The sequence below is a fragment of the Pseudomonas sp. A014 genome (assembly GCF_052378495.1).
Taxonomy (GTDB): Bacteria; Pseudomonadota; Gammaproteobacteria; order Pseudomonadales; family Pseudomonadaceae; genus Aquipseudomonas; species Aquipseudomonas machongensis.
On sequence record NZ_CP199001.1, the window covers coordinates 5,039,784 to 5,062,066 of the forward strand.

General features: G+C 60.0%; 24 protein-coding genes, 1 other RNA gene and 1 pseudogene. 9 read left to right on the plus strand and 17 right to left on the minus strand.

Features of this window, described 5'->3' with window-relative positions; genetic code table 11:
• The first annotated feature begins 114 nt into the window (after window positions 1-114).
• Window positions 115-528: a large-conductance mechanosensitive channel protein MscL gene (gene mscL, locus ACTYOL_RS23380; protein WP_112899179.1), complete on the plus strand. Its 414-nt coding sequence runs from the start codon at window positions 115-117 to the stop codon at window positions 526-528.
• 42 nt (window positions 529-570) lie between these two features.
• Here the strand turns inward: mscL and ACTYOL_RS23385 are convergent, their stop codons facing one another.
• A complete protein-coding gene (locus ACTYOL_RS23385; RefSeq protein ID WP_444757119.1) occupies window positions 571-1,347 on the minus strand; it encodes a ferredoxin--NADP reductase in 777 nt (258 codons plus the stop codon).
• 203 nt (window positions 1,348-1,550) lie between these two features.
• Between ACTYOL_RS23385 and ACTYOL_RS23390 the strand changes: the two genes are divergently transcribed.
• From ACTYOL_RS23390 to ACTYOL_RS23400, 3 genes are all read left to right on the plus strand, one after another.
• Window positions 1,551-2,264, plus strand: a complete 714-nt coding sequence (locus ACTYOL_RS23390) for an autoinducer binding domain-containing protein (RefSeq protein ID WP_444757120.1) — start codon at window positions 1,551-1,553, stop codon at window positions 2,262-2,264.
• Between the two features lie 91 nt (window positions 2,265-2,355).
• Window positions 2,356-3,480 (plus strand): methyltransferase, encoded by a 1,125-nt coding sequence (locus ACTYOL_RS23395; protein ID WP_200603034.1) that lies wholly within the window; start codon window positions 2,356-2,358, stop codon window positions 3,478-3,480.
• A 586-nt stretch (window positions 3,481-4,066) separates the two neighbouring features.
• The gene (locus ACTYOL_RS23400; RefSeq protein ID WP_444757121.1) at window positions 4,067-4,312 is read left to right on the plus strand and encodes a DUF3077 domain-containing protein; all 246 of its coding nucleotides are present in this window, start codon (window positions 4,067-4,069) and stop codon (window positions 4,310-4,312) included.
• Between the two features lie 168 nt (window positions 4,313-4,480).
• On the opposite strand, the gene ACTYOL_RS23405 is transcribed toward ACTYOL_RS23400, so the two are convergent.
• Genes ACTYOL_RS23405 through ACTYOL_RS23415 form a run of 3 tightly spaced genes read right to left on the minus strand, consistent with a single transcriptional unit; the run spans window position 4,481 to window position 7,085 of the window.
• Window positions 4,481-4,621 (minus strand): DUF2474 domain-containing protein, encoded by a 141-nt coding sequence (locus tag ACTYOL_RS23405; protein WP_063546145.1) that lies wholly within the window; start codon window positions 4,619-4,621, stop codon window positions 4,481-4,483.
• Window positions 4,622-4,634: 13 nt separating this feature from the next.
• Complete coding sequence (cydB, locus tag ACTYOL_RS23410) at window positions 4,635-5,642, minus strand: cytochrome d ubiquinol oxidase subunit II (RefSeq protein ID WP_054894034.1); 1,008 nt, start codon at window positions 5,640-5,642, stop codon at window positions 4,635-4,637.
• 3 nt (window positions 5,643-5,645) lie between these two features.
• The gene (locus ACTYOL_RS23415; protein WP_372822045.1) at window positions 5,646-7,085 is read right to left on the minus strand and encodes a cytochrome ubiquinol oxidase subunit I; all 1,440 of its coding nucleotides are present in this window, start codon (window positions 7,083-7,085) and stop codon (window positions 5,646-5,648) included.
• A gap of 352 nt (window positions 7,086-7,437) precedes the next feature.
• Here ACTYOL_RS23415 and ACTYOL_RS23420 point away from each other — a divergent pair, with 352 nt between their 5' ends.
• The 4 genes from ACTYOL_RS23420 (at window position 7,438) to ACTYOL_RS23435 (ending at window position 9,352) form a co-directional block, all read left to right on the plus strand.
• On the plus strand, window positions 7,438-7,731 hold the full coding sequence (locus ACTYOL_RS23420) for a hypothetical protein (RefSeq protein ID WP_444757122.1): 294 nt from the start codon (window positions 7,438-7,440) through the stop codon (window positions 7,729-7,731).
• Between the two features lie 105 nt (window positions 7,732-7,836).
• Window positions 7,837-8,228: a transfer-messenger RNA gene (gene ssrA, locus ACTYOL_RS23425) on the plus strand.
• A 337-nt stretch (window positions 8,229-8,565) separates the two neighbouring features.
• Window positions 8,566-8,985: a Panacea domain-containing protein gene (locus ACTYOL_RS23430; protein ID WP_444758175.1), complete on the plus strand. Its 420-nt coding sequence runs from the start codon at window positions 8,566-8,568 to the stop codon at window positions 8,983-8,985.
• Window positions 8,948-9,352 carry a hypothetical protein gene (locus ACTYOL_RS23435; protein WP_444757123.1) on the plus strand — a complete coding sequence of 135 codons (405 nt, stop codon included), beginning with the start codon at window positions 8,948-8,950 and terminating at the stop codon, window positions 9,350-9,352. Before ACTYOL_RS23430 ends, ACTYOL_RS23435 begins: the two co-directional genes overlap by 38 nt.
• Window positions 9,353-9,362: 10 nt before the next feature.
• Here the strand turns inward: ACTYOL_RS23435 and ACTYOL_RS23440 are convergent.
• Both ACTYOL_RS23440 and ACTYOL_RS23445 read right to left on the minus strand, forming a co-directional pair.
• Window positions 9,363-9,467: pseudogene (locus ACTYOL_RS23440) on the minus strand (hypothetical protein); the annotation flags it as partial.
• Window positions 9,468-9,817: 350 nt separating this feature from the next.
• Entirely contained in the window at window positions 9,818-10,117 is a 300-nt protein-coding gene (locus tag ACTYOL_RS23445) for a helix-turn-helix domain-containing protein (RefSeq protein ID WP_444757124.1), read from the minus strand.
• Between the two features lie 239 nt (window positions 10,118-10,356).
• Here ACTYOL_RS23445 and ACTYOL_RS23450 point away from each other — a divergent pair, with 239 nt between their 5' ends.
• Window positions 10,357-10,551, plus strand: coding sequence for a helix-turn-helix transcriptional regulator (locus ACTYOL_RS23450; protein WP_444757125.1), 195 nt, complete (start codon window positions 10,357-10,359; stop codon window positions 10,549-10,551).
• A 171-nt stretch (window positions 10,552-10,722) separates the two neighbouring features.
• Here ACTYOL_RS23450 and ACTYOL_RS23455 read toward each other — a convergent pair whose 3' ends face one another.
• From ACTYOL_RS23455 to ACTYOL_RS23505, 11 genes are read right to left on the minus strand one after another with little or no spacing between them, the layout of a single operon-like run.
• On the minus strand, window positions 10,723-10,929 hold the full coding sequence (locus tag ACTYOL_RS23455; RefSeq protein ID WP_200603313.1) for a hypothetical protein: 207 nt from the start codon (window positions 10,927-10,929) through the stop codon (window positions 10,723-10,725).
• 17 nt (window positions 10,930-10,946) lie between these two features.
• Window positions 10,947-11,156: a hypothetical protein gene (locus tag ACTYOL_RS23460; RefSeq protein ID WP_444757126.1), complete on the minus strand. Its 210-nt coding sequence runs from the start codon at window positions 11,154-11,156 to the stop codon at window positions 10,947-10,949.
• Between the two features lie 4 nt (window positions 11,157-11,160).
• Complete coding sequence (locus ACTYOL_RS23465) at window positions 11,161-11,667, minus strand: DUF2514 domain-containing protein (protein WP_444757127.1); 507 nt, start codon at window positions 11,665-11,667, stop codon at window positions 11,161-11,163.
• The gene (locus ACTYOL_RS23470; RefSeq protein ID WP_444757128.1) at window positions 11,664-12,290 is read right to left on the minus strand and encodes a glycoside hydrolase family 19 protein; all 627 of its coding nucleotides are present in this window, start codon (window positions 12,288-12,290) and stop codon (window positions 11,664-11,666) included. The genes ACTYOL_RS23465 and ACTYOL_RS23470 overlap by 4 nt, the downstream gene beginning before the upstream one ends.
• Window positions 12,291-12,348: 58 nt before the next feature.
• The gene (locus ACTYOL_RS23475) at window positions 12,349-13,257 is read right to left on the minus strand and encodes a phage tail fiber protein (RefSeq protein ID WP_444757129.1); all 909 of its coding nucleotides are present in this window, start codon (window positions 13,255-13,257) and stop codon (window positions 12,349-12,351) included.
• An 11-nt stretch (window positions 13,258-13,268) separates the two neighbouring features.
• Window positions 13,269-14,339, minus strand: a complete 1,071-nt coding sequence (locus ACTYOL_RS23480) for a hypothetical protein (RefSeq protein ID WP_444757130.1) — start codon at window positions 14,337-14,339, stop codon at window positions 13,269-13,271.
• Window positions 14,339-17,440 (minus strand): phage tail tip fiber protein, encoded by a 3,102-nt coding sequence (locus ACTYOL_RS23485; RefSeq protein WP_444757131.1) that lies wholly within the window; start codon window positions 17,438-17,440, stop codon window positions 14,339-14,341. Before ACTYOL_RS23485 ends, ACTYOL_RS23480 begins: the two co-directional genes overlap by 1 nt.
• Window positions 17,437-17,835: a DUF6950 family protein gene (locus ACTYOL_RS23490; protein WP_444757132.1), complete on the minus strand. Its 399-nt coding sequence runs from the start codon at window positions 17,833-17,835 to the stop codon at window positions 17,437-17,439. The genes ACTYOL_RS23485 and ACTYOL_RS23490 overlap by 4 nt, the downstream gene beginning before the upstream one ends.
• 3 nt (window positions 17,836-17,838) lie before the next feature.
• Window positions 17,839-18,438: a hypothetical protein gene (locus ACTYOL_RS23495; protein ID WP_444757133.1), complete on the minus strand. Its 600-nt coding sequence runs from the start codon at window positions 18,436-18,438 to the stop codon at window positions 17,839-17,841.
• Window positions 18,438-19,022 carry a hypothetical protein gene (locus tag ACTYOL_RS23500; RefSeq protein ID WP_444757134.1) on the minus strand — a complete coding sequence of 195 codons (585 nt, stop codon included), beginning with the start codon at window positions 19,020-19,022 and terminating at the stop codon, window positions 18,438-18,440. Before ACTYOL_RS23500 ends, ACTYOL_RS23495 begins: the two co-directional genes overlap by 1 nt.
• Before the next feature lie 21 nt (window positions 19,023-19,043).
• A complete protein-coding gene (locus ACTYOL_RS23505; RefSeq protein ID WP_444757135.1) occupies window positions 19,044-22,103 on the minus strand; it encodes a phage tail tape measure protein in 3,060 nt (1,019 codons plus the stop codon).
• Window positions 22,104-22,283 lie beyond the last annotated feature (180 nt).

Consider the following 22,283-nt stretch of genomic DNA (forward strand, 5'->3'; position numbering starts at 1 on the left):
CGTGCGACAAAACTATTCGTTCTAATGGCAGTCTGTAGCCCTGAATGCAGCGCATGAAGCGTTTTAGTGGCTTACACTGCGTTTACCTCACCATTTGTTACAAAGGAATAAAACATGGGCGTGCTCAGCGAGTTCAAGGCCTTCGCGGTCAAGGGAAATGTCGTCGACATGGCGGTTGGTATCATCATCGGCGCGGCCTTCGGCAAGATCGTCTCGTCGTTCGTGGGCGACGTGATCATGCCGCCACTGGGCCTGCTGATCGGCGGGGTGGACTTCAGTGACCTGGCGATCACGCTCAAGGCTGCGCAGGGTGATATCCCGGCAGTGGTGCTGGCTTACGGCAAGTTCATCCAGACCGTCATCGACTTCGTGATCGTGGCCTTCGCCATCTTCATGGGCGTGAAGGCGATCAACCGCCTCAAGCGCGAAGAGGCCGTGGCGCCCACCACCCCGCCGGTGCCGACGCCGCAGGAAACCCTGCTGACCGAGATCCGCGACCTGCTCAAGGCGCAGAACCGCCAGCCCTGACCAAAACGTTCCGGGGCCGCGATACGGCCCCGGATAGCGTTCCTACCAGTAGTTCTCCACCGCCACCTCCCCCGGCCGCTTGCTCAGGCTCAGTTGCAGGTCGCGCGCCTTCAGCACCTTGCGTGTCTCGTCGATCATTTCAGGGTTGCCGCACAGCATGATCCTCGAATGCTCCGGCGAAAATTCAAGCCCCGCAGCCCGCTCCAGCTCGCCGTTCTCGATCAGCGTGGTGATCCGCGCATTCAGTGCGCCAGGGTGCACCTCACGCGTGACCACCGGAATGAACTGCAGCTTGCCGGCGAACTCGGCCAGGTAGTCGCGCTGTTCAAGCCCGGCGATCAGATCCACGTACGCCAACTCCTTGGCTTCACGCACCGAATACACCAGCTTGATGTTGTCGAAGCGTTCCCAGGCCTCGAAGTCCTGGAGGATCGACACGAAGGGGGCGATACCCGTGCCTGTGGCCAGCAGCCACAAGTCGCGGCCACCGACGAAGCGGTCCAGGGTCAGGTAGCCGAAGGCCTGGCGGTCGATCAGCAGGGTGTCACCCTTTCCCAGCCGGCTCAGCTCACTGGTGAACTCACCGCCCGGCACCACGATGGAAAAGAAATCAAGAAACTCGTCATGGGGCGCGCTGACCATCGAGTAGGCCCGCCACACCACACTGCCGTCGGCCTTGGCCACCCCAAGGCGCGCGAACTGCCCGGCACGGAAACGGAACCCCGCATCACGGGTTACACGCAGGCTGAAAAGGTTCGGCGTCAGGGGTTGGACATCGAGCAGGGTTTGTGAAGTGAATTTGTCGGCACTGGCGGTCATGACGGACTCCCGAGGTGAATGCGCCAAGTGTGGCGCAAAGTGGCGCCCAGGAACACCGAGGAGCTGTAGGGTCTCGTATAGATTCGGTACAACAAAATCCACTTTTGAACATGCGCTATAGCGAAAAATTTCCAGCGCTTTGGTGGGCTTTTCCTACACTCGGATGGATGTCGCCAAAATGTGGATCCACTTGGAGCAACAACATGTCGCATTGGAAGCCGGAAAATCTCCAGATATTACTGGGCGAAAGGCACCCCGAACGTATGTTCGACCACGCCATCGCACTCGTTCAGGAGATGGACATGGAGTACCTGGGGCTTGCCCTGCACCTGCATGTTCCCGCGCAACGTGCCCATGTAATTCTGTACAACAATTTTCCAAAAGAATGGAATGCCCACTACCAGGCGGATCGCAACTTCATCGAGCAAGACCCCATCATAGCCCTCAGCCGCCGCTCCACGGTCCCGGTGCTCTGGGAAGACAAGCTCTACGACGAAGCCCCCGAATACCGCAGCCTCGCTTGCAGCCATGGCCTGCGTCATGGGTGGACGCAGGCGCTCTACGACCACATCAACCACGCCAGCCAGCTCAGCGTGGCCCGCCCCGAGCACAAGGTCTCGACGCTCGAATTCCTGACCAAGAGCGCACAATTGCTCTGGCTGCACAACGTACTGCATGAACTGATCTGCGAACATCACCGCACACTGATGGACCCAGCCCCTGCCCTGACCGACCGTGAGCTGGAAGTCACCAAGTGGACCGCTGACGGCAAGACCGCGTCCGACATCGCCTGCATTCTCTCGTTGTCGCAGAGTACCGTGAACTTCCATATCCGCAGTGTGATCACCAAGCTCGGCGTGTCCAACAAGACCGCTGCCGCCGCCGTTGCCGCCGCCCGCGGCCTGATCTGGAAGTAACTGCCCGCTACCGGCAAAGCCCTGTAGAATCGAACGCTTTGACGCTTGCGATCATCCACCGCAGGCAAAGCCGCATCGAGCCCGTTCCCCCATGCCCCTGCTGACCAGCCCATTCGCCGAACTCGACCTGATCCGTCAACCGGAGCAGAACAACGACCCCCTGCAAGCCTTCGACGCTGCCGACGAGTACCTGCTGAGCCACTTGGCAGCCCAGGCACCGCAAACCACGTGTCGCGTGCTGATCCTCAACGACAGCTTCGGCGCCCTGGCGGCTAGTCTCACCGGCCATGTGCAGGTGACCAGCAGCGGCGACTCCCACCTGGCCCACCTGGCCCTGGAAAAAAACCTCGCGCGCAATGGCAAACCCTACGACGCCGTGCCCTTCATACCCTCCAGCGAGCATTGGCAAGGGCCGTTCGACCGTGTGCTGATTCGCGTGCCCAAGACCCTCGCATTGCTCGAGGAACAATTGATCCGCCTGCAAGGCAAGCTGGCGCCCGGCGCCGAGGTGATCGCCGGGGCGATGATCAAGCACCTGCCCCGCGCCGCCGGCGACCTGATGGAGCAGTACATCGGCCCGGTCCAGGCGTCGCTTGCGCAGAAAAAGGCACGCCTGTTGATCGCCACGGTCGGCGAGCGACCTGTCGCCACCTCGCCCTACCCCACCCGCTACCGCCTGGACAGCCCAGCGCTGGAGCTGGTCAACCATGCCAACGTGTTCTGCCGCGAAGGCCTGGACATCGGCACCCGCGCTTTCCTCCCGCACCTGCCGCGCAACCTCGGCAGCGCCCGCGTCGCCGACCTGGGATGCGGCAATGGCGTGCTGGCCATCGCCAGTGCACAGGTCAACCCGGATGCGCACTACACCCTGGTGGACGAGTCGTACATGGCCGTGCAATCGGCGCGGGAAAACTGGCGGGCGGCACTGGGTGATCGCGCGGCGGACATCCATGCTGATGATGGTCTGGCCGGGCAGCAGAAGCAGTCGCTGGATGTGGTGCTGTGCAACCCGCCATTCCACCAGCAGCAGGTGGTTGGCGACTTCCTCGCCTGGCGCATGTTCCAGCAGGCCCGGGAGGCGCTGGTGGTCGGCGGCGCGCTATACATCGTCGGCAATCGCCACCTGGGCTATCACAGCAAGCTGTCGCGGTTGTTCCGCGGTGTGGAGCAGGTCGCGGCGACGCCGAAGTTCGTGGTGCTCAAGGCGCGCAAGTGATCGTAGGGCCAACTGTCTTGTAAATAATCCAAAGGCCAGCCCAATGCCGGGCCAAGGCTTAGGGTTTGAAACCAGCCAGTCTTCTGTGGGACCCAGTCTTCTGTGGGAGCGGGCTTGTCCCGCGATCACCGGCGAAGCCGGTGCCATCCACCGCAGTGTCCTTTTCGCGGGCAAGCCCGCTCCCACAAAAAATTCAGGCGCCGGATAGGACGTTTCTGAATCTGCAGCCTGCCAGCTTCAAGCAAATCTTCCTGGGAACTATCCTACGCATTTTGCGGAAGCGTCTTGATTGTCGGGGAAATGTCTCAGGGATACCGTCGCTGGGTCGTCGAGTTGGCGACCGGGCGTGAGAAACCCGAACGATATTGACCCAGGCTTGCAGTCATGGCGGCCGTGTATGGGCAGACTTCGGTCTGGCCGGGTTCCAGTATCCTCGGTTTTCTCACCCCATACGCGGCTGCCACCCTCATCTGGTGAGAAGGATGAACGGCGGTTTCATCTATCGATACTGGATATTCGCCATGAAAAAGATCGTCCCCGACCCACCCCGCTTCATCCCCAGCCCCGTAGATGCGAGGGCTCGACCATGAGTGATTACCCCAACGACTACACCACCGCAGGCGTCGCAAGCTTCCTGGACATGTTCCGCGTGCAACCCGGCCTGTCACCGGAGCGGGTGCTGGAGGAAGTCTCGGTATTAGTGGGCTGTATCCGCGACCTGAGCGACCAGGAACAGGCCGCCCCGGCCTCCATCACAGCACTGCATTACCTCAGCGCACTGGCCAAAGGCCTGCTGAATGATCTGGAAATCGCCCGCAACAGCGTCCATTAAACCGGACGTGACCTCTGTGAGAGCGGCGGTTCGGCGTCCCGACTGGTCCCGCGAAAAGGGCAGTGCGGTGTCTGGCACCGGCTGCGCCGGTGATCGCGGGACCAGCCCGCTCCCACAAGGACTGGGCTGGCCTTTAGATTTTGAACCAGGAAGGTGCTCCTACCCGGCTCAATGCGTACTCAATCCCGCCGCACTCATGAACATGCGCATGCCATAGGCCACGATCCCCAGCGCCGCGACACTCAGCGCCCAGATCAGCACCAGCCAACCCAGGCGCTGCCACAGCGGTTTCTTCTCCTCGATATCCATCGCCCGGCCCTCCCTAGTGGTAGCCATCGTCGTGGGTCACCTTGCCGCGGAACACGTAGTAGCTCCAGAAGGTGTACCCCAGGATGAACGGCAGGATGAACAGCGTCCCCACCAGCATGAAGCCCTGACTCTGCGCTGGCGCAGCGGCATCCCAGATCGAGATCGACGGCGGGATGATGTTCGGCCACAGGCTGATGCCCAAGCCGCTATAGCCCAGGAAGATCAGCACCAGGGTCAGCAGGAACGGTGTGTAGTTGGCGTTGCGCGCCACCGCCTTGAGCAACCCATAGAAGGTCACCAGCACCAACACCGGTACCGGCATGAACCAGATCAGGTTGGGCATGCTGAACCAACGATCGGCGATCTGCGGATAAGCCAGCGGCGTCCACAGGCTGACGATGCCGATCACCACCAGCAGCACCAGCGCCAGCGGCCGCGCCAGGTCATGCATCTGCTTCTGCAGCGGCCCTTCGGTCTTCATGATCAGCCAGGTGCAACCCAACAGCGTGTACGCCACGATCAGCCCCAGGCCGCTGTAGATGCTGAACGGCGTCAGCCAGTCAAATGCGCCACCAGCGTAGTGGCGGTCTACCACCTTGAAGCCCTCGATGAAGGCCCCCAGCGCCACGCCCTGGAAGAACGTGGCCACCAGCGAACCCCAGATGAACGCCTTGTCCCACAGGTGACGCTTGTCGTCCTTGGCCTTGAAGCGGAACTCGAAGGCCACGCCACGGAAGATCAGGCCCACCAACATCAGGATCAGCGGCAGGTACAGCGCCTCGAGCACCACCGAATAGGCCATCGGGAAAGCCCCGAACAGCCCCGCCCCGCCCAGCACCAGCCAGGTCTCGTTGCCGTCCCACACCGGGGCGACGGTGTTCATCATCACATCACGGTCACGCTCGCCCTTGACGAAGGGGAAGAGCATGCCGATTCCCAGGTCGAAGCCATCCATGACCACATACATCATCACCCCGAAGATGATGATCACGGCCCAGATCAGCGGAAGATCGATACCCATGGCTCAGTTCCCCTTGTTCAGGCTGGCAGTATCGTGGTCCGCGCCACCGTCGTCGGCAGCCGACAACGGCCGCGCTGGCGTGCGTTTCTGCCCCGGACCGCCCGGCGGCTGTGCGTCGCCCTCCCCGGTGTGCGGCCCTTTGCGCACTAGGCGCATCATGTAGCCCAGACCGGTACCGAACAGCGCGAAGTACACCACCACGAACATCACCAGGGTGAAGCCGAGCTGCCCGTAGCTGTGGTTCGATACCCCGTCCGCCGTGCGCATCAGCCCATACACCACCCACGGCTGACGACCGATCTCGGTGGTGAACCAGCCCGCAAGAATCGCAATCAACCCCGACGGCCCCATCCACAACGTGAGGTGGAGGAACGGCCGCGAGGTATAGAGCGTGCCGCGCTTGCGCAGCCAAAGGCTCCACAGGCCGACGAAGATCATCAGGAAGCCCAGCCCGACCATGACCCGGAACGACCAGAACACGATGGTCGAATTCGGCCGGTCTTCAGGCGGGAACTCCTTCATCGCCGGCACTTGCTTGTCCAGGCTGTGGGTCAGGATCAGGCTGCCCAACGCTGGAATCTCCACCTTGAAGCGCGTGGTCTCGGCTTTCATATCGGGGATGCCGAACAGGATCAGCGGCGTCGGCTCGCCGGGCTTGTTCTCCCAGTGACCCTCGATGGCGGCGATCTTCACCGGCTGATGCTTGAGCGTGTTCAGGCCATGGAAGTCGCCGATCACCGCCTGGATCGGCGCGACGATCAGCGCCATCCACATGGCCATCGACAGCATCTTGCGCACCGCGGGATTATCCCGCCCGCGCAGCAGATGCCAGGCCGCCGACGCACCGACGAAGAACGCCGTGGCCACGAACGCAGCGGTGGCCATGTGCATCAGGCGGTAGGGGAACGAAGGGTTGAAGATGACCATCAGCCAGTCGACCGGCACCACCCGGCCATCGATGATCTCGTGGCCCTGGGGCGTCTGCATCCAGCTGTTGGAGGCAAGGATCCAGAAGGTCGACACCAGCGTGCCGAGCGCCACCATCACCGTGGCGAAGAAGTGCAGCCCCCGCCCCACGCGGTTCCAGCCGAACAGCATGACCCCCAGGAAACCCGCTTCGAGGAAGAAGGCAGTGAGCACTTCGTAAGTCAGCAAAGGCCCGGTAACGGCACCGGCAAAATCAGAGAAACGGCTCCAGTTGGTGCCGAACTGATAGGCCATGACCAACCCCGAGACCACCCCCATGCCGAAGTTGACGGCAAAGATCTTCGACCAGAAGTGGTAGAGGTCGCGGTAGACATTGTCGTGGGTCTTCAGCCAGAGGCCTTCGAGGACCGCCAGGTAGCTCGCCAGGCCAATGGTGATGGCCGGGAACAGGATGTGGAAGGATACGGTAAACGCAAACTGGATTCGGGCGAGCTCCAAGGCCTCTAAACCGAACATAGTGCTTCCTCTTCAGGTAATCCGGGCGTTCGGGCTCGTGACCCTCGCGCTCACTGCCCCCACGGTAATCGAGTGCGCTGTTGTCGAATTGTTCTGTTCGATCGCAGGGATTCTGGCCAGGCGGCCAACTCGTTTCATCTGGAACGATTGATCCAGATCAACGGCTGTTGGGAAGCATAGTCCCGAATGCCAGGGCAGGCTGTGTGGTTGTTTGCCGCGTGACCCGTTGCCTCACCCTCTTTACTCGCGACGGGTTTGGTGGATCGCCCGATCAACCCGATGGAACCCTTGGCCAATGGCCACAGTCCACCCTTCAGGCCCACCTTCCAGAGGCCTTCACCAGGAGACACCCATGAAAGGTACAGCGCTTTCCGCCCTCTTCGCGGCCGCCACCCTGCTGGCCTCGCCTGTATTCGCTGCCGATGACCTGTGCACGATCAACCTGCAGAAGATCGACGACAGCATGACCACCGCCGGCGCCACGTCCGAAGGCCTGGACAAGGCACTCACCGAGCATGTCGACAAAGCCAAGGCCGCCCAGGCCAAAGGTGACACCAAAGAGTGCATCGCCATCACCAGCAAGGTGCTGGAGCGCCTGGAAAAGACCGAGAAAGGCAGCGGCTCGGCCGGCGGAAGCGGCGCCTGAGCCGCTCTGTTGCAACGGGCGGCGGCACCAGCAGTCGACGCCGCCCGTGCAAAGGCGTATACTCGGCGGCACGTGTCGAGAGATACGTCAGCTAGAGCTGAGTGTGGGGCCGATTAGGATTCGACGCCGGTAGCGAAACTCTAGGTGCATGCCGAGTTGGTAACAGAACTCGTAAATCCACTGTTGCAACTTTCTATAGTTGCCAATGACGAAAACTACGAGGGCTACGCTCTCGCTGCGTAAGCAGCTGAGCCCGCTCTCCTGGTAGCTTCGGCTCCAGCAATCACCAGGGGATGCCTGTAAACCCGAAGTGATTGTCATACAGAACAGGATCGTCGTGTAGCACGTTGGGGGCAAAGCGACTAAAACTTACCCAACTCGTCCAAAGCACCCTGCCCGTCGGGCGGCTGCGGATTAACTCAGTAGACACGGCTAAGCATGTAGTACCGACAGCGGAGTACTGGCGGACGGGGGTTCAAATCCCCCCGGCTCCACCAAACAATCCTTACAAATCAGGCACTTAGCGGATCGCTCAAGTGCCTTTTTTGTGCCCTAATGGGCTGATTTGGCTAGGGTATGCCAGCTTAATGACAGCATGAAAGGCATGCCAAGCTGTACACATAAACAGTATTGACTTTTTGGTTTCACACCAAATATTAGCTATGGTACTGTTATCGACCGCCAGCGATGTTGCTGGCTGTTAGCATCCACGAAGGGTGCCAGCTGGGTCACGGAAACGGCCCATTGGAGACACTAATGCATACGTCAATACAGATAGCGAATGAGATCATTGAGCGGGGCCAGCGCTCCGTGCCGCCTCGCTATTTCACGCCGATGCAGCTGCTGAAGCTGGTGTATCTGTGTCACGGTTGGATGCTGGGACTCTACGGCAGGCCTCTTATTAAAGACAATGTTGAGGCCTGGAAGTATGGCCCAGTGATCCCGGACCTCTATCACCAGATCAAGTCGTATCGGGATAGCCCAGTCACATCCAAGATAAACACTTGGTGGGGGTCTCATGCCGACGCGCCAATGGATCAATTCGAATCTGCAATCATTGATCAGACGCTTGCGCGGTATGGCCATTTGTCGGGACTGCAGCTTTCGCAGATCACCCACGCTCAGGCTACACCTTGGTCAATGACGTTCCGACCTGACCATTTAGGATTGGTCATTTCTGACGAAGTGATTCGGGATCATTATCAGCGGCTTTACCATGAAAGGACTCACGGAATTGGCGCAAGGACCAACTGATTCGCCGATTGAAGAGCAGCTTGGCATCCTTCAAATCCCAGGGCCTGAGATTCAGCCATCGGAGAAGCCAAGCGATGAAAAGTCTTCTGCCGAAGCACAGTCGCTGGCAGCAGGAACGCTTGAGCAGGACGCCGCAAAAAATAGGCACAAACGGGATGAAGACTTTAGGAACCATGCTTCCAGAGCACGAAAGACCATTTTTTGGTTTCTGATCGTTAGCTTCATGCTCATGACCGCAGCGTTGGTTTTCCACTGGATTACCCCGTGGTGTTTTTTAGACCAGAAGCAACTGGATACCATCAAAACAATCATAGGGGCGGCGTTGGCATCTAAGGTATTTACCGACCAAGCCAAGCACATGAGCTAGCTTCATCGCGTCATCTGCACGCGCTTATGGCCGCCTCCAACAAGCGCTCGCACTCGATCCGCTGCCGACGCTCAGCCAGCAGCGCCCTTACATTCACCTCCACGCTGTCGGCCTTGCCGATCAATCAAGCGGAGGCGCCTCGATTCCGCAGCAACTTCCCTGAGCTGATAGTCGGCCATAGGCAGCCTCAGTGGCTCTACCTCCGCTGCTGGTGCATCGGCAAGCCGGGCGTCGTGATACTGCCGCATCACGTCCACCGCTTGCTGCATGAGCGACTCATCGGCCAGGGCCATTCCTTCAAGCGTGCGCGACGTGGGTACGACACTCTCGTGATTCCGCAAAGTGTTCTACCTTGTGTAAATTGGTCTACCCTGACCGAGGATCGCTGCTGGGTCGATTTTTGCTCATGCCGCCCGCAATCGACTGACCACCGCAGCGGTCTTCGAATGCATGCCTTACGGGGTCTCATTTTGTTCTCGAAGGTTTGAGTGATAGCAGGCGCTCCATCTCTTGCTCGAGCTGCCTGGAAGTCCGGTATGGCTCTGTCTTCGCACGCCGAACCGCCATACTCTCTCCTGGGCCAGAAGGCTCTAGGTCGGTACTGCTTTCCGCTTCCGCTGCAATCTGATCCAGAAGCATTTGCCGATGAATCCTCACTGGTCCGAAGCTTCTCACGCATGGCAGCCTACCGAGCTTTGCGAGACGGTAGGCGGTTGACCTACTCACCCCTAGGATTTCAGCCTCTTGGGAAATCGATATCAGCATGGTCGTAGGAGCCTCCAGGCATCTCAGGGAATTGCCGTACAGCGTAGCATCCAGGTGTATCTCCTAAAGCTTCTAGCGTATTGAGGTTGGCGGCGTGAGTTACAGCACCAGCTTCGCCTCGACCGCACCCCATGCCTGGACGAAAAAGGTCTGCCATGAACCGGTGCTCAGAACCACTCCTTACTGACACATCAGGTCTAGACTGAGGACAAGTCATCGCGGGTACGAGGAGGGTTACTATGATTTCAGCTGAGCATGATCGCTTCCTACGCCTCAAAGAGGTCATCCACGTTACAGGAATGGGCAGGAATACCATCTACACTCGAATCCGCGAGGGGAAATTTCCGAAGCAAGTGAAAATCGGACCTAAATCCGTGGCATGGTTTCAATCTGACATCTCCGCTTGGATGAACGCATTGAGGTCTGATGGGTGAGCCGTTGAACTCGGCCAATAGTTTGAGCACGTAGATGACAGCGGACCGAGGAGGCAGACCTGCTATATCTGCCGACGAGATGGGCGCCCCGACTTTTGTGCCTCATTTAGGCCGCCGGCAACGGGTATGACAGGTTAGGGATCGCCAAGGGCCTGAGCTGATCAGTCCAGATCAGTGACGATTCAGCGGCGCTCGCCCCATGGCATTGGAATGGTACTGATGGGCCGCCTTGATCTGTGATTCCAAAATCAGCCGCAAGCGCTCCACCTCATCCGCAGGCAGGCCGGCCTCTTGTGCCTCAAGATGGCGCCTCATAGCCTCCTCAACATCCTTGTAGACCTGATGGTCTGGCATCACGACTTCGCGCTTGTCCTTCATGCTCGCCTCCATGGCGATCAGTGGATGATATGAGGTGCCTCGCCGGCGGCGATGAGCTGATGCTCGGTCACCTGGCGGTAAAGCCGATCGGCCAATACTCGATGCCGCTCGACCTCCTCGGGGGGCTCACCATCAGCCACGGCCTGCTGTAGGCGTCGATTGGCGTCGAGCGCCTGGCGAAGCAACTCTTCACCGGCGGCGACCATTCCTTCAAGCGTTCGCTTCACTGACCTACCCCGATGGCTTTGTCAGGCCATTATAGGACGCTTCACAGGCCAAGCCGGCTATTCGGGTTTTGTCATAAGCTGCCGCCAGTTCTCCCGCTCGAGCATCAGCCCGTGCGAGCAAGTCGGAGAGCACCATTGCGGCGCGGGTGGCTGCCTTGCCTCTGGCGATAGCGGCGGTATCCGTGCCGGGACAACTGACGGTGGCGGCGAAATTGGCGCTGTCGTCGCGCAGCCGCTGACCAGCAGCATCGGCGCCAGAAGCGCCAGCATCAGCAATCGTTCTCTGTTCATGTGCATCGGCCCTCGCCTGCTCCTGCGCCGCAGCGCGTCGTTGTTCTTCTGCTCGAGCACCGCGCTCACCGAGCACCTCGACCAGGCGATCGCCGCTGTCGCGCTGCGCAGATACTGCGGCAGCATCGGCGCGCTCCACTGATCGCCCATGCTCGTACACAAACCAGTACGAACCGACAACAGCCAGCAGCGCGATCACCCGCAGGCCCCAACCGTTCACGCCAGCACCCGCACAGCCAGGTCATACAGCGCTTTCCGCTCAGCAGCGCCATGCGGCACGCGCCCAGGCTGGCCGGTGTTGATGATGCTGCCGATATCCTGAATTCGACCTGCGTCGGCCAGTTCGTTCAGGCCGCGCTGTGACCACCACCAGGCGGCTGAAGCGGCTGCGTGTTCGGGCTGCTCGAGCAGTTCAGGTTGTTCGAGCAGGGGTAGGCCCAGGGCCTGGCCAGCGGCGCGGTAGTTGTCGCGACCGGTCAGCTGGATCAGGCCGCGCCCACGGTACCGCCAGCCGTCGCCAGACGTTTCCTGGCCGTTGCCCATACGGCCACCGTATACGCGGTTCGCGATCTTCTCCGGCTGCCTGGCATATGCGCCGGCATTCTGCGCCGTGAAACGACTTGGCCAGGTGCGCACCAGGGCCTCGGCGCTGTAGTTGAGGTTCTCCACCAAGTTGCGCAGCTGGCCGGACTCGTGACCGACCTGGGCCAGGAAGGCCGCGATGCGCAGGCGGCTATCGATCTTCCAGCGCAGCATCGCGCGGTTGAGTGCGGGCACAAAAATGCCCGCAACAGGGCGGGCATTGGGGAGGATCTGCAGCAGCTGCTGCTCAGTGATAGGCATTCGGGTTCTCCAGGCAAAAAAATACCGCCAGCGGCGGTCTTCCTTCGGATGTGTAGATTTAGGCGACTGGTGTTTCTGGGGGCTCGGCGGGCAGGATCGCCGGCATCTGGAGCCGCACATCAATCCAGCTGTTGAGCGGCACATCGAGCGGGGCGCCTTTGCCCAGATGCATCTCGCCTTCCTCATCAAGTGTCCAGCGCTGCTTAAACAGGCGTACGGTCACGACGCCCTGCTCGTCCTGTTCGCTCTCTGTGATGCCGAGCGTGCGGCCGCCGTCAGGTGAACATGGGTCCTGTATCCGCCAACCTTCGACTGCCAGGCCGAGCGCGCCAACGATCCGATAAACACCCGCATCGACTCGTGTGACGGTCACACCGCTCGCTTCACCGTTTGCTGCCCCCCACGGTCCGGCCAACTGGAATTCCTGCTCGAGGAGGTCACGGCGCTCGCTCTTTTCGACATCAGCGATGCGCACAACTGGCGATGCTGCCGACAGGGCGCCACCTGAGCCAATCGTCGTGTTGCCGGTGTGATAAATCTTGCACCATGGCCCAGGGGCACCCTCGGCGCTGAAGTGACGGTAGCCAAGGTATGGATTCGAGAGCGACGCGGGCAGCGACATTGAAAGCTGCTGAATGTAGTTGCCACCCATCGAAGAAACGATGAGCGAGCCCTGACTGCCGTTCGGAGCACCCGCTGCGGATGCGCTGTACTTGTAGAAACCTGACGTGAATGCGCTGTTTGGTGCGATGCTTAGGCCGCCACTGGTGCTACCCAAGCCGAACGCACCCACTTCCATCACATTTCCGGCGCTCGTACCGACAAAGCGTGTTGAGGCCGATCCGAGCGTTGCAAGGAAGGCATAAAGGTCTGTGAAGTTGAAGTTCACCTTCGTGAAAGCGCTGCGTGGCGTGTCACCGCCAGCCCCGGTTGGTGTGGTGCCCAGGTTGATTATCTGCTGTGCCATGTTTACTCCAGTTATAAGTTCCGCATCGGCCGTGCTGCGAACAGCGTTCTTCCGTTTGCGCTAATACCTGTTGCCGGGCTGTTAGCATAATTCTGAGCATACATCTTGATTATGCTGCGATTGCCCGGTAGAAAACCGCCCCAATTAATAATTATTGGATTCTGCGTTTGCTGAATATTTGTATGGGAAAACAGAGCATTGGCTAAAACATAATCACCAAAGCTGCTAGTCCATGGCATACGCGAAGATGAATGATAGGTAGCACCAGCCTCAATTGGCTCACCGTCATTATAAAACGAGTTATTTGAAGGCTGGCTATTCAGGAGTGCAAGATTGTCAGTTGACGCAAAAACCCGATTACCTGATGCGTCTCGCAACAGCACGCCGTATAAACCAGCAGAGCTTGTTCGAGTCTGATAGCTGGCGAGAAACCATTTCATTTTCATGTAGTCGGAGACTTGGAGACCATGGTATTGATAATAAATACCAGCATGGCTTATTCCCCAGCCCGTCCAGTTCCCCGGTTGTCCGGTCACATAGAACCCGGACACCATCATGTAGTCCTCGGCATTCAGAAAAACCAGGGGTCTTTCAAACGTCGTAACCGGCTCCGGGAACGCGTAATAAAACCCTGGAGAAATCTGCGCCTGCATTCCTGGACGCCAATAGACCCCAAACTCAAATGAACCGCTGTACCTAACACCTAGCACTCTATTAGCAGAATCTACCTGATTCAGGATTCCGTTATTCCTTGAACGGAATCCGTACTCACCTACCGCGCTGAACGGTTCTGTGCCATTAGATAAAATCAGCACCTGCCATTGTCGAGACCCCGCCCCTCGCAAGTGCAATTGCCCATCTGTCCAGAAGGCTTGCGGGCTCCAGTTGCCCCCTGCTGTCCACAGTAGGGAATCAACAACAACGAACGAATTGGCCTTGATATCTGGCACTGAGAAATACTGGTTGTAGTTACCATCGCCAGTGACAGTAAGCATCTTCAACGAGCGTATAGGCATAACGCTCGTGTCCAGAGTGACTCGATTGGACTCATCGCGAGTCCTGAGCCCGTAGATATCTGCCATCAGGTTAGTTTCCCCAGCGCCGCACGCTCGATGTAGTTGAGGTCGTAGACATAGACGCCGCCGTTGTTGATCAGCAGCGAGCCATTACCATCTGCGCCCCGGAACGAGAACGTACCGTTCACCATATTCAGTTCGATGAGGGGGCGGCCGAAGGCATCAACTGCTTGAGACCGCAGCGTCATGCCCAGGATGATTTCCCGAATAAAGGCCGTGTTGATCAACGCCTGGTTCAGGAACAATTGCCCATTCTGGAAGACGAACAGATTGCTCTCGGGTCCGTTGATGCCATTGATGATCGCGACTCGGTCAGCCGACAGAAGGATTTCACCGACCTGGCCATCGCTGCCCTGCACGATGCCTGTCGCAACTTGCTTGCCGTTGACGTTTGTCTCGGTCTTCCAAGACGACATCGCCGACACTTTTCCGTTGAGCCCAACAACGGCCTGGTCTACACGCTGCACTGAAGCGTTCGTTTCCCCTTGCTGCGCTTGCACAACGTCGAGCCTGCGCGCAGTTGCAATGCCATCCTCAATTCGGGCGGATTGCTCCGACCACACGCCCACAAGGGTTTGCTCAGAACCCGCAAAGCCATCAGTCGTGCCCGCCAATGCCGGATTCACCTGGACGTACACACCGTCCAGCCTCTCTGCGGTAGCGTTGAGCTTGCCGTCGATCGTCTCGACCTCGCTCTTCATTGAGCTGAGGCCGTTTGCCGTAGCACTGAGCCCTGTGACAGGGTCATCAAGCTCACTGCGTACAGCAGCCAGACGCTGGGCATTAACCGTGATGCGCCCGTCTTGCTCCTCGATCGACGCAGTGTTGCGCTCCACCTGGGCTGCGAGACCGTTTGCTGCTTCGACAACCTGGCCAATGTCGAGCCAATAGGTCGGATTCGGCGGCGCGTTCTCCCCACCTGGAGCCGCAGGAACGGCCTGGATGGCCTGATACAGACGCTGCCCTCGGCGCACGCTGTCGCCGTCTGCATAGGCCTTGTTCGGGTCGTAGGCCAGCGCGTCCACGAGGTCATCAATCTCATCGCGCAGCTCGCCGATGCGTTCATTCACCGAGCCCGGACCGTTCCCGTCGATCAGGTCGATACGCTCAGCGAGCTCGGGATATAACTGACCCTCTCTGATCTGACCATCGAGAGCATCGAGCATGTTGCTCACGTCGTTCGAGGTTGAAGCCGGCACCTTCAAGTAGCCGCTGATCCCGTACGCGTTGCGCGCCCGGATGAAGTAGAAGTAGTTGGCGAAGAACGCCAGGCCAGTATGCGTCAGGCTCAAGCCCTGCCCGACATACTCTGCCTGCCCTACCGGGGCGGATCCGTCGCGGGTGTAGAAGTACTCGTATGTCCCGCCATTGAGCTTGTGCTGAACGTTGGTTGGCGTGAGAGTTATGGTGTCCAACGAGGCCTGCACGATGCAGCCTTCTGGCACAGGCGGGCCATCGATGTTGACCGTGATGCTTGCCTCGCCCGACCGTGCCTGCGGCCCGAGTGCAGCAACGCTCATCGTGTAGTTGCCAGACGGCAGGCCGGCCAGGGGCAACTGAAGCGTGGTCTCTGGTACCTGCTGGGCCTGCACGGCCACACCGGCCTGGCGAACCGTGACCGCGTACCCTGAAACAATGCCAGCGGGAGCGTCCCAGCTCAGCACACCCTGGGTCACCTCTGCAGTATCGTCCACGGTCCACGCCAGGCCGGTAGGACTGCCCAGACCGCCGGACGGCAGGCTGATAAAGCCGATCGGGTTGTAGGGCTGCCCCACCGCGTCATCAAAGATTGCGGCCTCATACTGCGACACCGTGACCGTACAGCCGTTATCGGCGGCCAGGTTCCAGTCGGTGACGATGAACTCGCCGACGATGTTCAACGATGGAAGGTTCACGCGAACCACGCGGCCAGGCCGGCAGTTGTATCCTGCAAAGTTCATCGGGATCTGCAGCGATCCAGCCGCCCGCGCGCGGCGTAACTTGATGTTGGCCAGGCGCTGGCCTTGGTAGGCGTCGGTCACATACCCGAGCGACATCGACTCAGCAGACTCGCCGCCGTCCTGGTCGACCCACGCCTGCACCCGAACCTCGGGAAAGTCCGTTTCCGCCCAGGACTGCGAGGGATCAACGAACGTGCCGGTGACAACGTTGATTGCCGCATCATTGCCGACCTCGGTCGATCCAGAGACGGTGCCGATCACCATGTCCTCGGTGATCTCGAAGTCCCACGGGCCGTAGTAGGCACCGGCCTGCAGCATCCATTTCCCACCGACGCGGATCAGTTGCCCCGCGCACGACTCTTCCAGCTTTTGGATGACGTTCGTGCGCTGCTCATCGGCGCCAATGACGCAGCCCGTGCGATAGCGAATCCCGGAAGAGCCATCTGGATTGCCAACCGACTCGTCGCAGACGTTGGCTGCGCTGGCGAAGGTCTCGAAGACAATCTCGTCATCTGGAACCTTGCAGCGGGTGCGCAGGAACCAGAGCAGGTGCAGCGCCGTGTTTTCGCTGTAGCCCGTCATGCCGGTGCGCGGGTCGTACAGATCGTTTCGGCCACGCACCACGAACCGGACATTCGGGATGCCCGAGGGGAATTTCTCCGAGTTGTGTTTCAGCGACAGGCGCACGAATGACACGCCACGACCAATCTGCGTGTCCTTCCAGTCCGGACAGTTGGCACGCAGGAAAGCGTTCACCTGAGTCGGATTGACCACTAGCTCGTAGGAAGCAAACTCACCGAAGGTGTTGATCAGCTCCTCGCCGAGGTAGATCTCCTCGAGCGCATCGACGGCGCCCTCGCTCAGCACGTACACCAGGTGCACCCATTCACCGTCAGTCTGGTCGCCAGACTGCTCCTGTGCCCACACAAGAACTCCACCGGTGCTGACGCGGCCCAGGATGAAGCGCGCCGGGGCCTTGGAAGAACGGACGGTCTGCGCAGAAGGCTCGCTGTTTCCCGCACGGCCAGTCTTCAGCGCCGCATCCTGCTGGCTGCCGACGAACAAGCCCACCGCACCGCCGATCAACGCGAAGCCAACACCGCCGGTGACGAACCCCAGGGCCGCACCAGCAGCGACCAGCGCAACCTTCCTGACTGCCTTGCTCATTCAACCCTCCACACCACCAGCGGGTCACAGGCAATGCGCCCTACCCCGTCCTCTGTCACCGACCAGAACTCACCAGCCCAGAACACCGCCACGCCTCGGCCATTCGGCCCGTCGTACATGGCCACATCCCCGCGCTGGACGAAGGCCGGATTGACCCGCTGAAAGCAGGTGTCCCAGGCAGCCTCAAGCGATCCATGCAGTTTCTTCAGCAGTCGCTTGGCGCCCGTCTCGGTCGTGTACCGGCCTCGGTACAGTTCGGCCGGGTCGGTACCGCACACCGCCAGCGCGCAGTCAGCGGCGAACAGGCAGCAGTCGAATTCGCCCCATGAAAAAGGCCGCTCAGTGGCGGCCTTGATCGTGTTCGCGAGTTGTGTGGTCCAGTCTCGATTTCGCATGGGCTACTCGTAGCTGAAGGAAGGAGCGTCCTTGCTGGCACCCCAGTAGATAGGCCAGTCGGCCATTTGGGCGACGGCGTAGAAAAATCGGTCGTTCTGGTACCGCGCTCGGTGATTCTCGTCAGTCCAGCGCTCGGTGCCGAGGCGGCTCCACTCGGCCATCCGATCGATGATCGGCACCTTGATGTGGTTGCCGTCGCTACCGTTGCCGCTGTAGGCGAACTGGGCGGCATCCATGCGCCCGCTGAACAGGATGTCGGCGGCGTACTCGCCTGTCTGGCTGAACACCACGAACATCAGCTTGGCGTTGCGGCCACGGCAGCCCTTGAGGCTGGTTTCGGTGATGATCGTGGTGTCGAGGCCGCTGAGTGTCAGTTCGACGCTCATGGGTGAGCCGGAGCTGCTGCTTTCCTGAGCCTGGCCAATCTCGCCGAAGTTGCCGACACCCAGGTAAGTGATGCCATCGATCACCAGGTCCCCGGTACCGGTGTGCGCGAAAACCATGCCGTCGGGAAAATCCAACTGGCAGGCCCACACCGCGGTGAAATTGCCTTGGGCGATGATGTCCACCACCCGCTGGCTGAAGGGGAATGCACCCGCCATCAGAAGGCCTCCCGAAGTTCAAGTGTGAGGTTCGAGATCACCGGGCGCCGGGCAAGCGAATGGCTGTCGCTGGTAAGCCGCATTTCTGCGAAAGGCGCCTTGTACTCAACGGCCGTGCCGGCGGTGATCGTTTTGCGGATCGGCTTGTTCACTGTCACCTGCACCTGACCATTGGCGCCGGACACGGCATCGTCGACAACCTCGAACATGACGCCGCCGATGGTGATGTAGTCGCCCATCGAGAACACCTTGGCGTTGGCGGTCACGCCCCCAATGCGCATCACCGACGACTGCGCATTGGCTGTGCCCACCACCGGTGCGCCGATGAAGTCAGCGCGGGTGCGCGTAAACGCAGGAAGGTTGAACGTACCGAACATCCCCTGCAGGCGCCCAATGAACGCCGTCAGCAGACGCTCCTGCTCGCGCGACAGCGCCGAAAAGGTCAGCTGGCACTGCCAGTAGGCCCCCGGGTAGCCGACGATCTGCTGAGCATTGGAGAGCGTCGAGGTGAACGCCCGGTTGTTGTAGACGACCCCCCAGGTCATTTCATTCGGGCACAGGCCATCCGGCCATGCGATTGCCATGTGGTATCTCCTGGTGGTCATTTACCCCTTGCGCAGCATCTGTCGCGCCGGGCCGTTGCTCTTGAAGTCCTTGAGGACCATCTGATATCCAGCGTTTGCTCCTTGGGTCGCGGCCTCCCTGATCCGCGCCAGCGTTGCTTCATCCGCGGAGCCCTGGATTTGGAAGTGCTGCTGGATCGGCGGCATCTGGCTCCATCCCCCTGAGCCATTGTTCTGTTGGATATCGTTGAGGGTACGATCAAGCTTCGCGCTGGTGTTCGCGGTGGTGACCCGCTCCCCTTTCTGCAGCAGCCAGGTGCCTTCGCGCGGGACGCTGTCGATACCGTCATGCGCCATACCGACCAGCGACAGGCTGCTGGCCAGCGCCGTGGTGCTGGAGATTGCAGCAGCAGCCGGGGCGGCGTTGGCACCGAACGAAGCCAGGGAAGCCATGGCAGCCGCTGGAGCGTAGGCCGCAGCCATTGCGGTACCAGTAGCCGCCGCCAGCGCCGCCGAGGAAGCCGCCGCCGTGTCACCGATCGCGGCGTTGACCGCCATCTGCAGGCCCACCTTCACAAGCATGTGCAGCAGGTCGTTGGCGATGCCCTCGGCGAAGTCGTTGAAGTTAAACTTGCCGGTCTTCACGAAGTTGACCAGCTCTTCTTCCAGGCTGCCCAGGGCATTGCTGGTGACGCTGTACATCTGCGAGTTGAGGTCCATGGCGCTGTCGGCATAGTCCTGCCAGGCATCCTTGGCGCCGCTCAGCCAGTCGCCCTGCAGTTCATCCTGCTTGCGGTAATAGTCCTCCTGGATCTGCATCCGCTCGGCCATGGCATCGCGCAGCAGGGACGTTTCCTTGTCGTAGCGCGCCTTGGCATCAGGATCGCCCAGCAGGTCCGCTTCCTTGTACTGCTTGTAGAGCTCGTTGCGCTGCTTGGCGAAGTCCTGCTCGATCGCCAGATTCTCACGCATCCGCGAGCGCAGCTTCTCACCCTGGCCCGCACCAGCGATCTCCAGCTCGAAGCCCTGGCGAACGATGGTGTTGCTGTCTTTCAGGTTGGCCGCGTAGGTGGCCAGCTTCAGATCTTCCTGGTTCTGCTTCTGCAGCTTGATCTTTGCATCGAGCTCGGCGGCCAGGCCTTCCAGCACCTTCTGGCGCTCGGCGCTGACACCCTTGAGCTTGCCGGTCTCCAGCTCGAAAGCGAGCTTGGCCACCTCGGTAGCCTTGCCCTGCTTGCCAGTGGTCTCGTCAATCAAGGCGATCTGCCGGCGGTAGCTCTCTTCGGCGTCCACCCCGCGCTTTTTCAGCGCCTCGGCTGCTGATTTCGCACGCGACTTGGCGTCTTCTTCGGCCTTCTTCGTTGCCGCTGCGGCCTTTTCAATCGCGTCCAGGTTCTTCTGCTTCGCTACGAGCAGTTCACCCTCGCCATCCTTCAGCCCCTCAACGAATCCACCGCTGATCCTTGCTGCAAGCTTCTCGGCTTCAGTCCGCTTCCCCGCGACAGCGATCTGCTCGTCGATCTTTTTGGCCAGGTCGGTGTAGACCTTGGATCTTTCCGGGACCGTGTTTGCATTCGTCGCTGCTGCAGCGGTGTTGGCGTTGAACTCATCAGTGAGGCGCTTGACCAAGCTGGCAGCGTAGGACGCCTTCTCACCAGCCTCGGCGACAGCGCCAGACTGCGCCACCCATGCCTGGAGTGCCTCCGGCTTGAGCCGGAAACGCCGCGACAGATCCTCAATGACCAGAGACAACGGCTGCCCAGAAGCGTAAGCCTCATCGAACTCTTTCTTGATCCTGGGGAACAACGAACTACCCAGGTCACGGTTCACCCGCTTCATCAGCGTGCTGTAGGCGTCTGCCTGGTCCTGGGTGGCCTTTTCGAAATCAGCCGTGTATTGAGCAAGCTGGGCTGCCTTCTGATCACGCCCCAGATTCCTGAACTTCTCGGCAATTTCGTCCAGCGGGGTGCCGATATCGACCAAGGACTGCTTGGCATCCTTCGTCTTGGTTGCGAAGTAGGTAAGCGCTGCGCCGGCGGCAATAATGATTCCTGCCGGTCCACCAAGCAGCGCCATCGCGGCAGATGCTGCCCGAGCGGCAAGACTCACCGCAGTGATTCCAGCCGCGGCAGTGGCAGAAACCCCGGCCATTCTGGCCAGCGTTGCCTGATAACGAGCAGCTTCAACTTGGGCGGCGAGGAATGAAACGGCACTACTCGCCGCGGCCGCAGCTAGCCGAACAGTTAGCACCCCAGCCAAAACGACGGCTGCCTTAGCAGTAAGGTCGATCGCGTCCTTTGCCCCGGGCGATGAAAGAACATCGTTCAACGCATTAACAGCGTCCTTCGCGCTATTGAGGCTCCCCTCACCCGTGAGAAGCCCGGAAATGGTGTTCTGCAGGGCGTCCAGAGAACCACCGAAGGTATCCCTGGCTGCTGCCGCAGCTCCCGAGTAGGACTCCTCAAGCGCAGCCAGTATGATGCCTTGAGCGCCTGCAATGTTGCCGGTCGACTCCATGGCGATAGCCATTTTCTTCTGGTCTTCCGTGAAGCGAAAACCCTGCTTGCTCAGTGCGGTGAGGCCTTTGGATGGTACATCCAACGCCCTGCCGATCGTTTCTGCAGCAGACACTACCGTCACGCCGGTTCGCGCTGCCATATCGGCTGCAGACTGCAGAGCCCTATTGAACTGATTGCCAACCACCCCGGTGAAGGCAAGTAATGCGGTCTGCGCTTGGTTGATGTCACCACCCGAAAAGGTCGTGGCACGCTCCATGGCTGCAGCCATTTCGTTCAGCTGGTCTCGATTAAATCCGGCCGACTCTCCAGTCGAACGTAGAACCGCGCTGAGCTGAGACTGCTCTTGCTCTGCGTTTCGTGTTTCAGTAACGAACCGTCCAAAGATACTAGCCACGGAGAGGCCGGCAACCACGCCTGCAGCAACCTCGCCCAGGGCGCTCCAGGCGACCTTTGCTTGATTGGCCGCCTCTGCAATTTCCTTCGAGGACTTCTTGGCCGCACGGCCAGCCTGGTCGATAGGCCCGGTGAACCCACCAATCCGAGCAATCAAATCGAGGGTCAAGGTGCCAAGTGAGCCCGCCATAAATTCTCCAGGCAATAAAAAACCCGCCGTGGCGGGTTCGCGTTATGAACTATCTACACAGCGTGCTCCATGCGGTGGAAAAGGCAGATGATCCATCATCGATCATCACTAACCCCGATTCGTACGTGAATACGAATCTCTTTTCGCCAGCATAAGCACCGAATGAGTTTTTGGCATTTA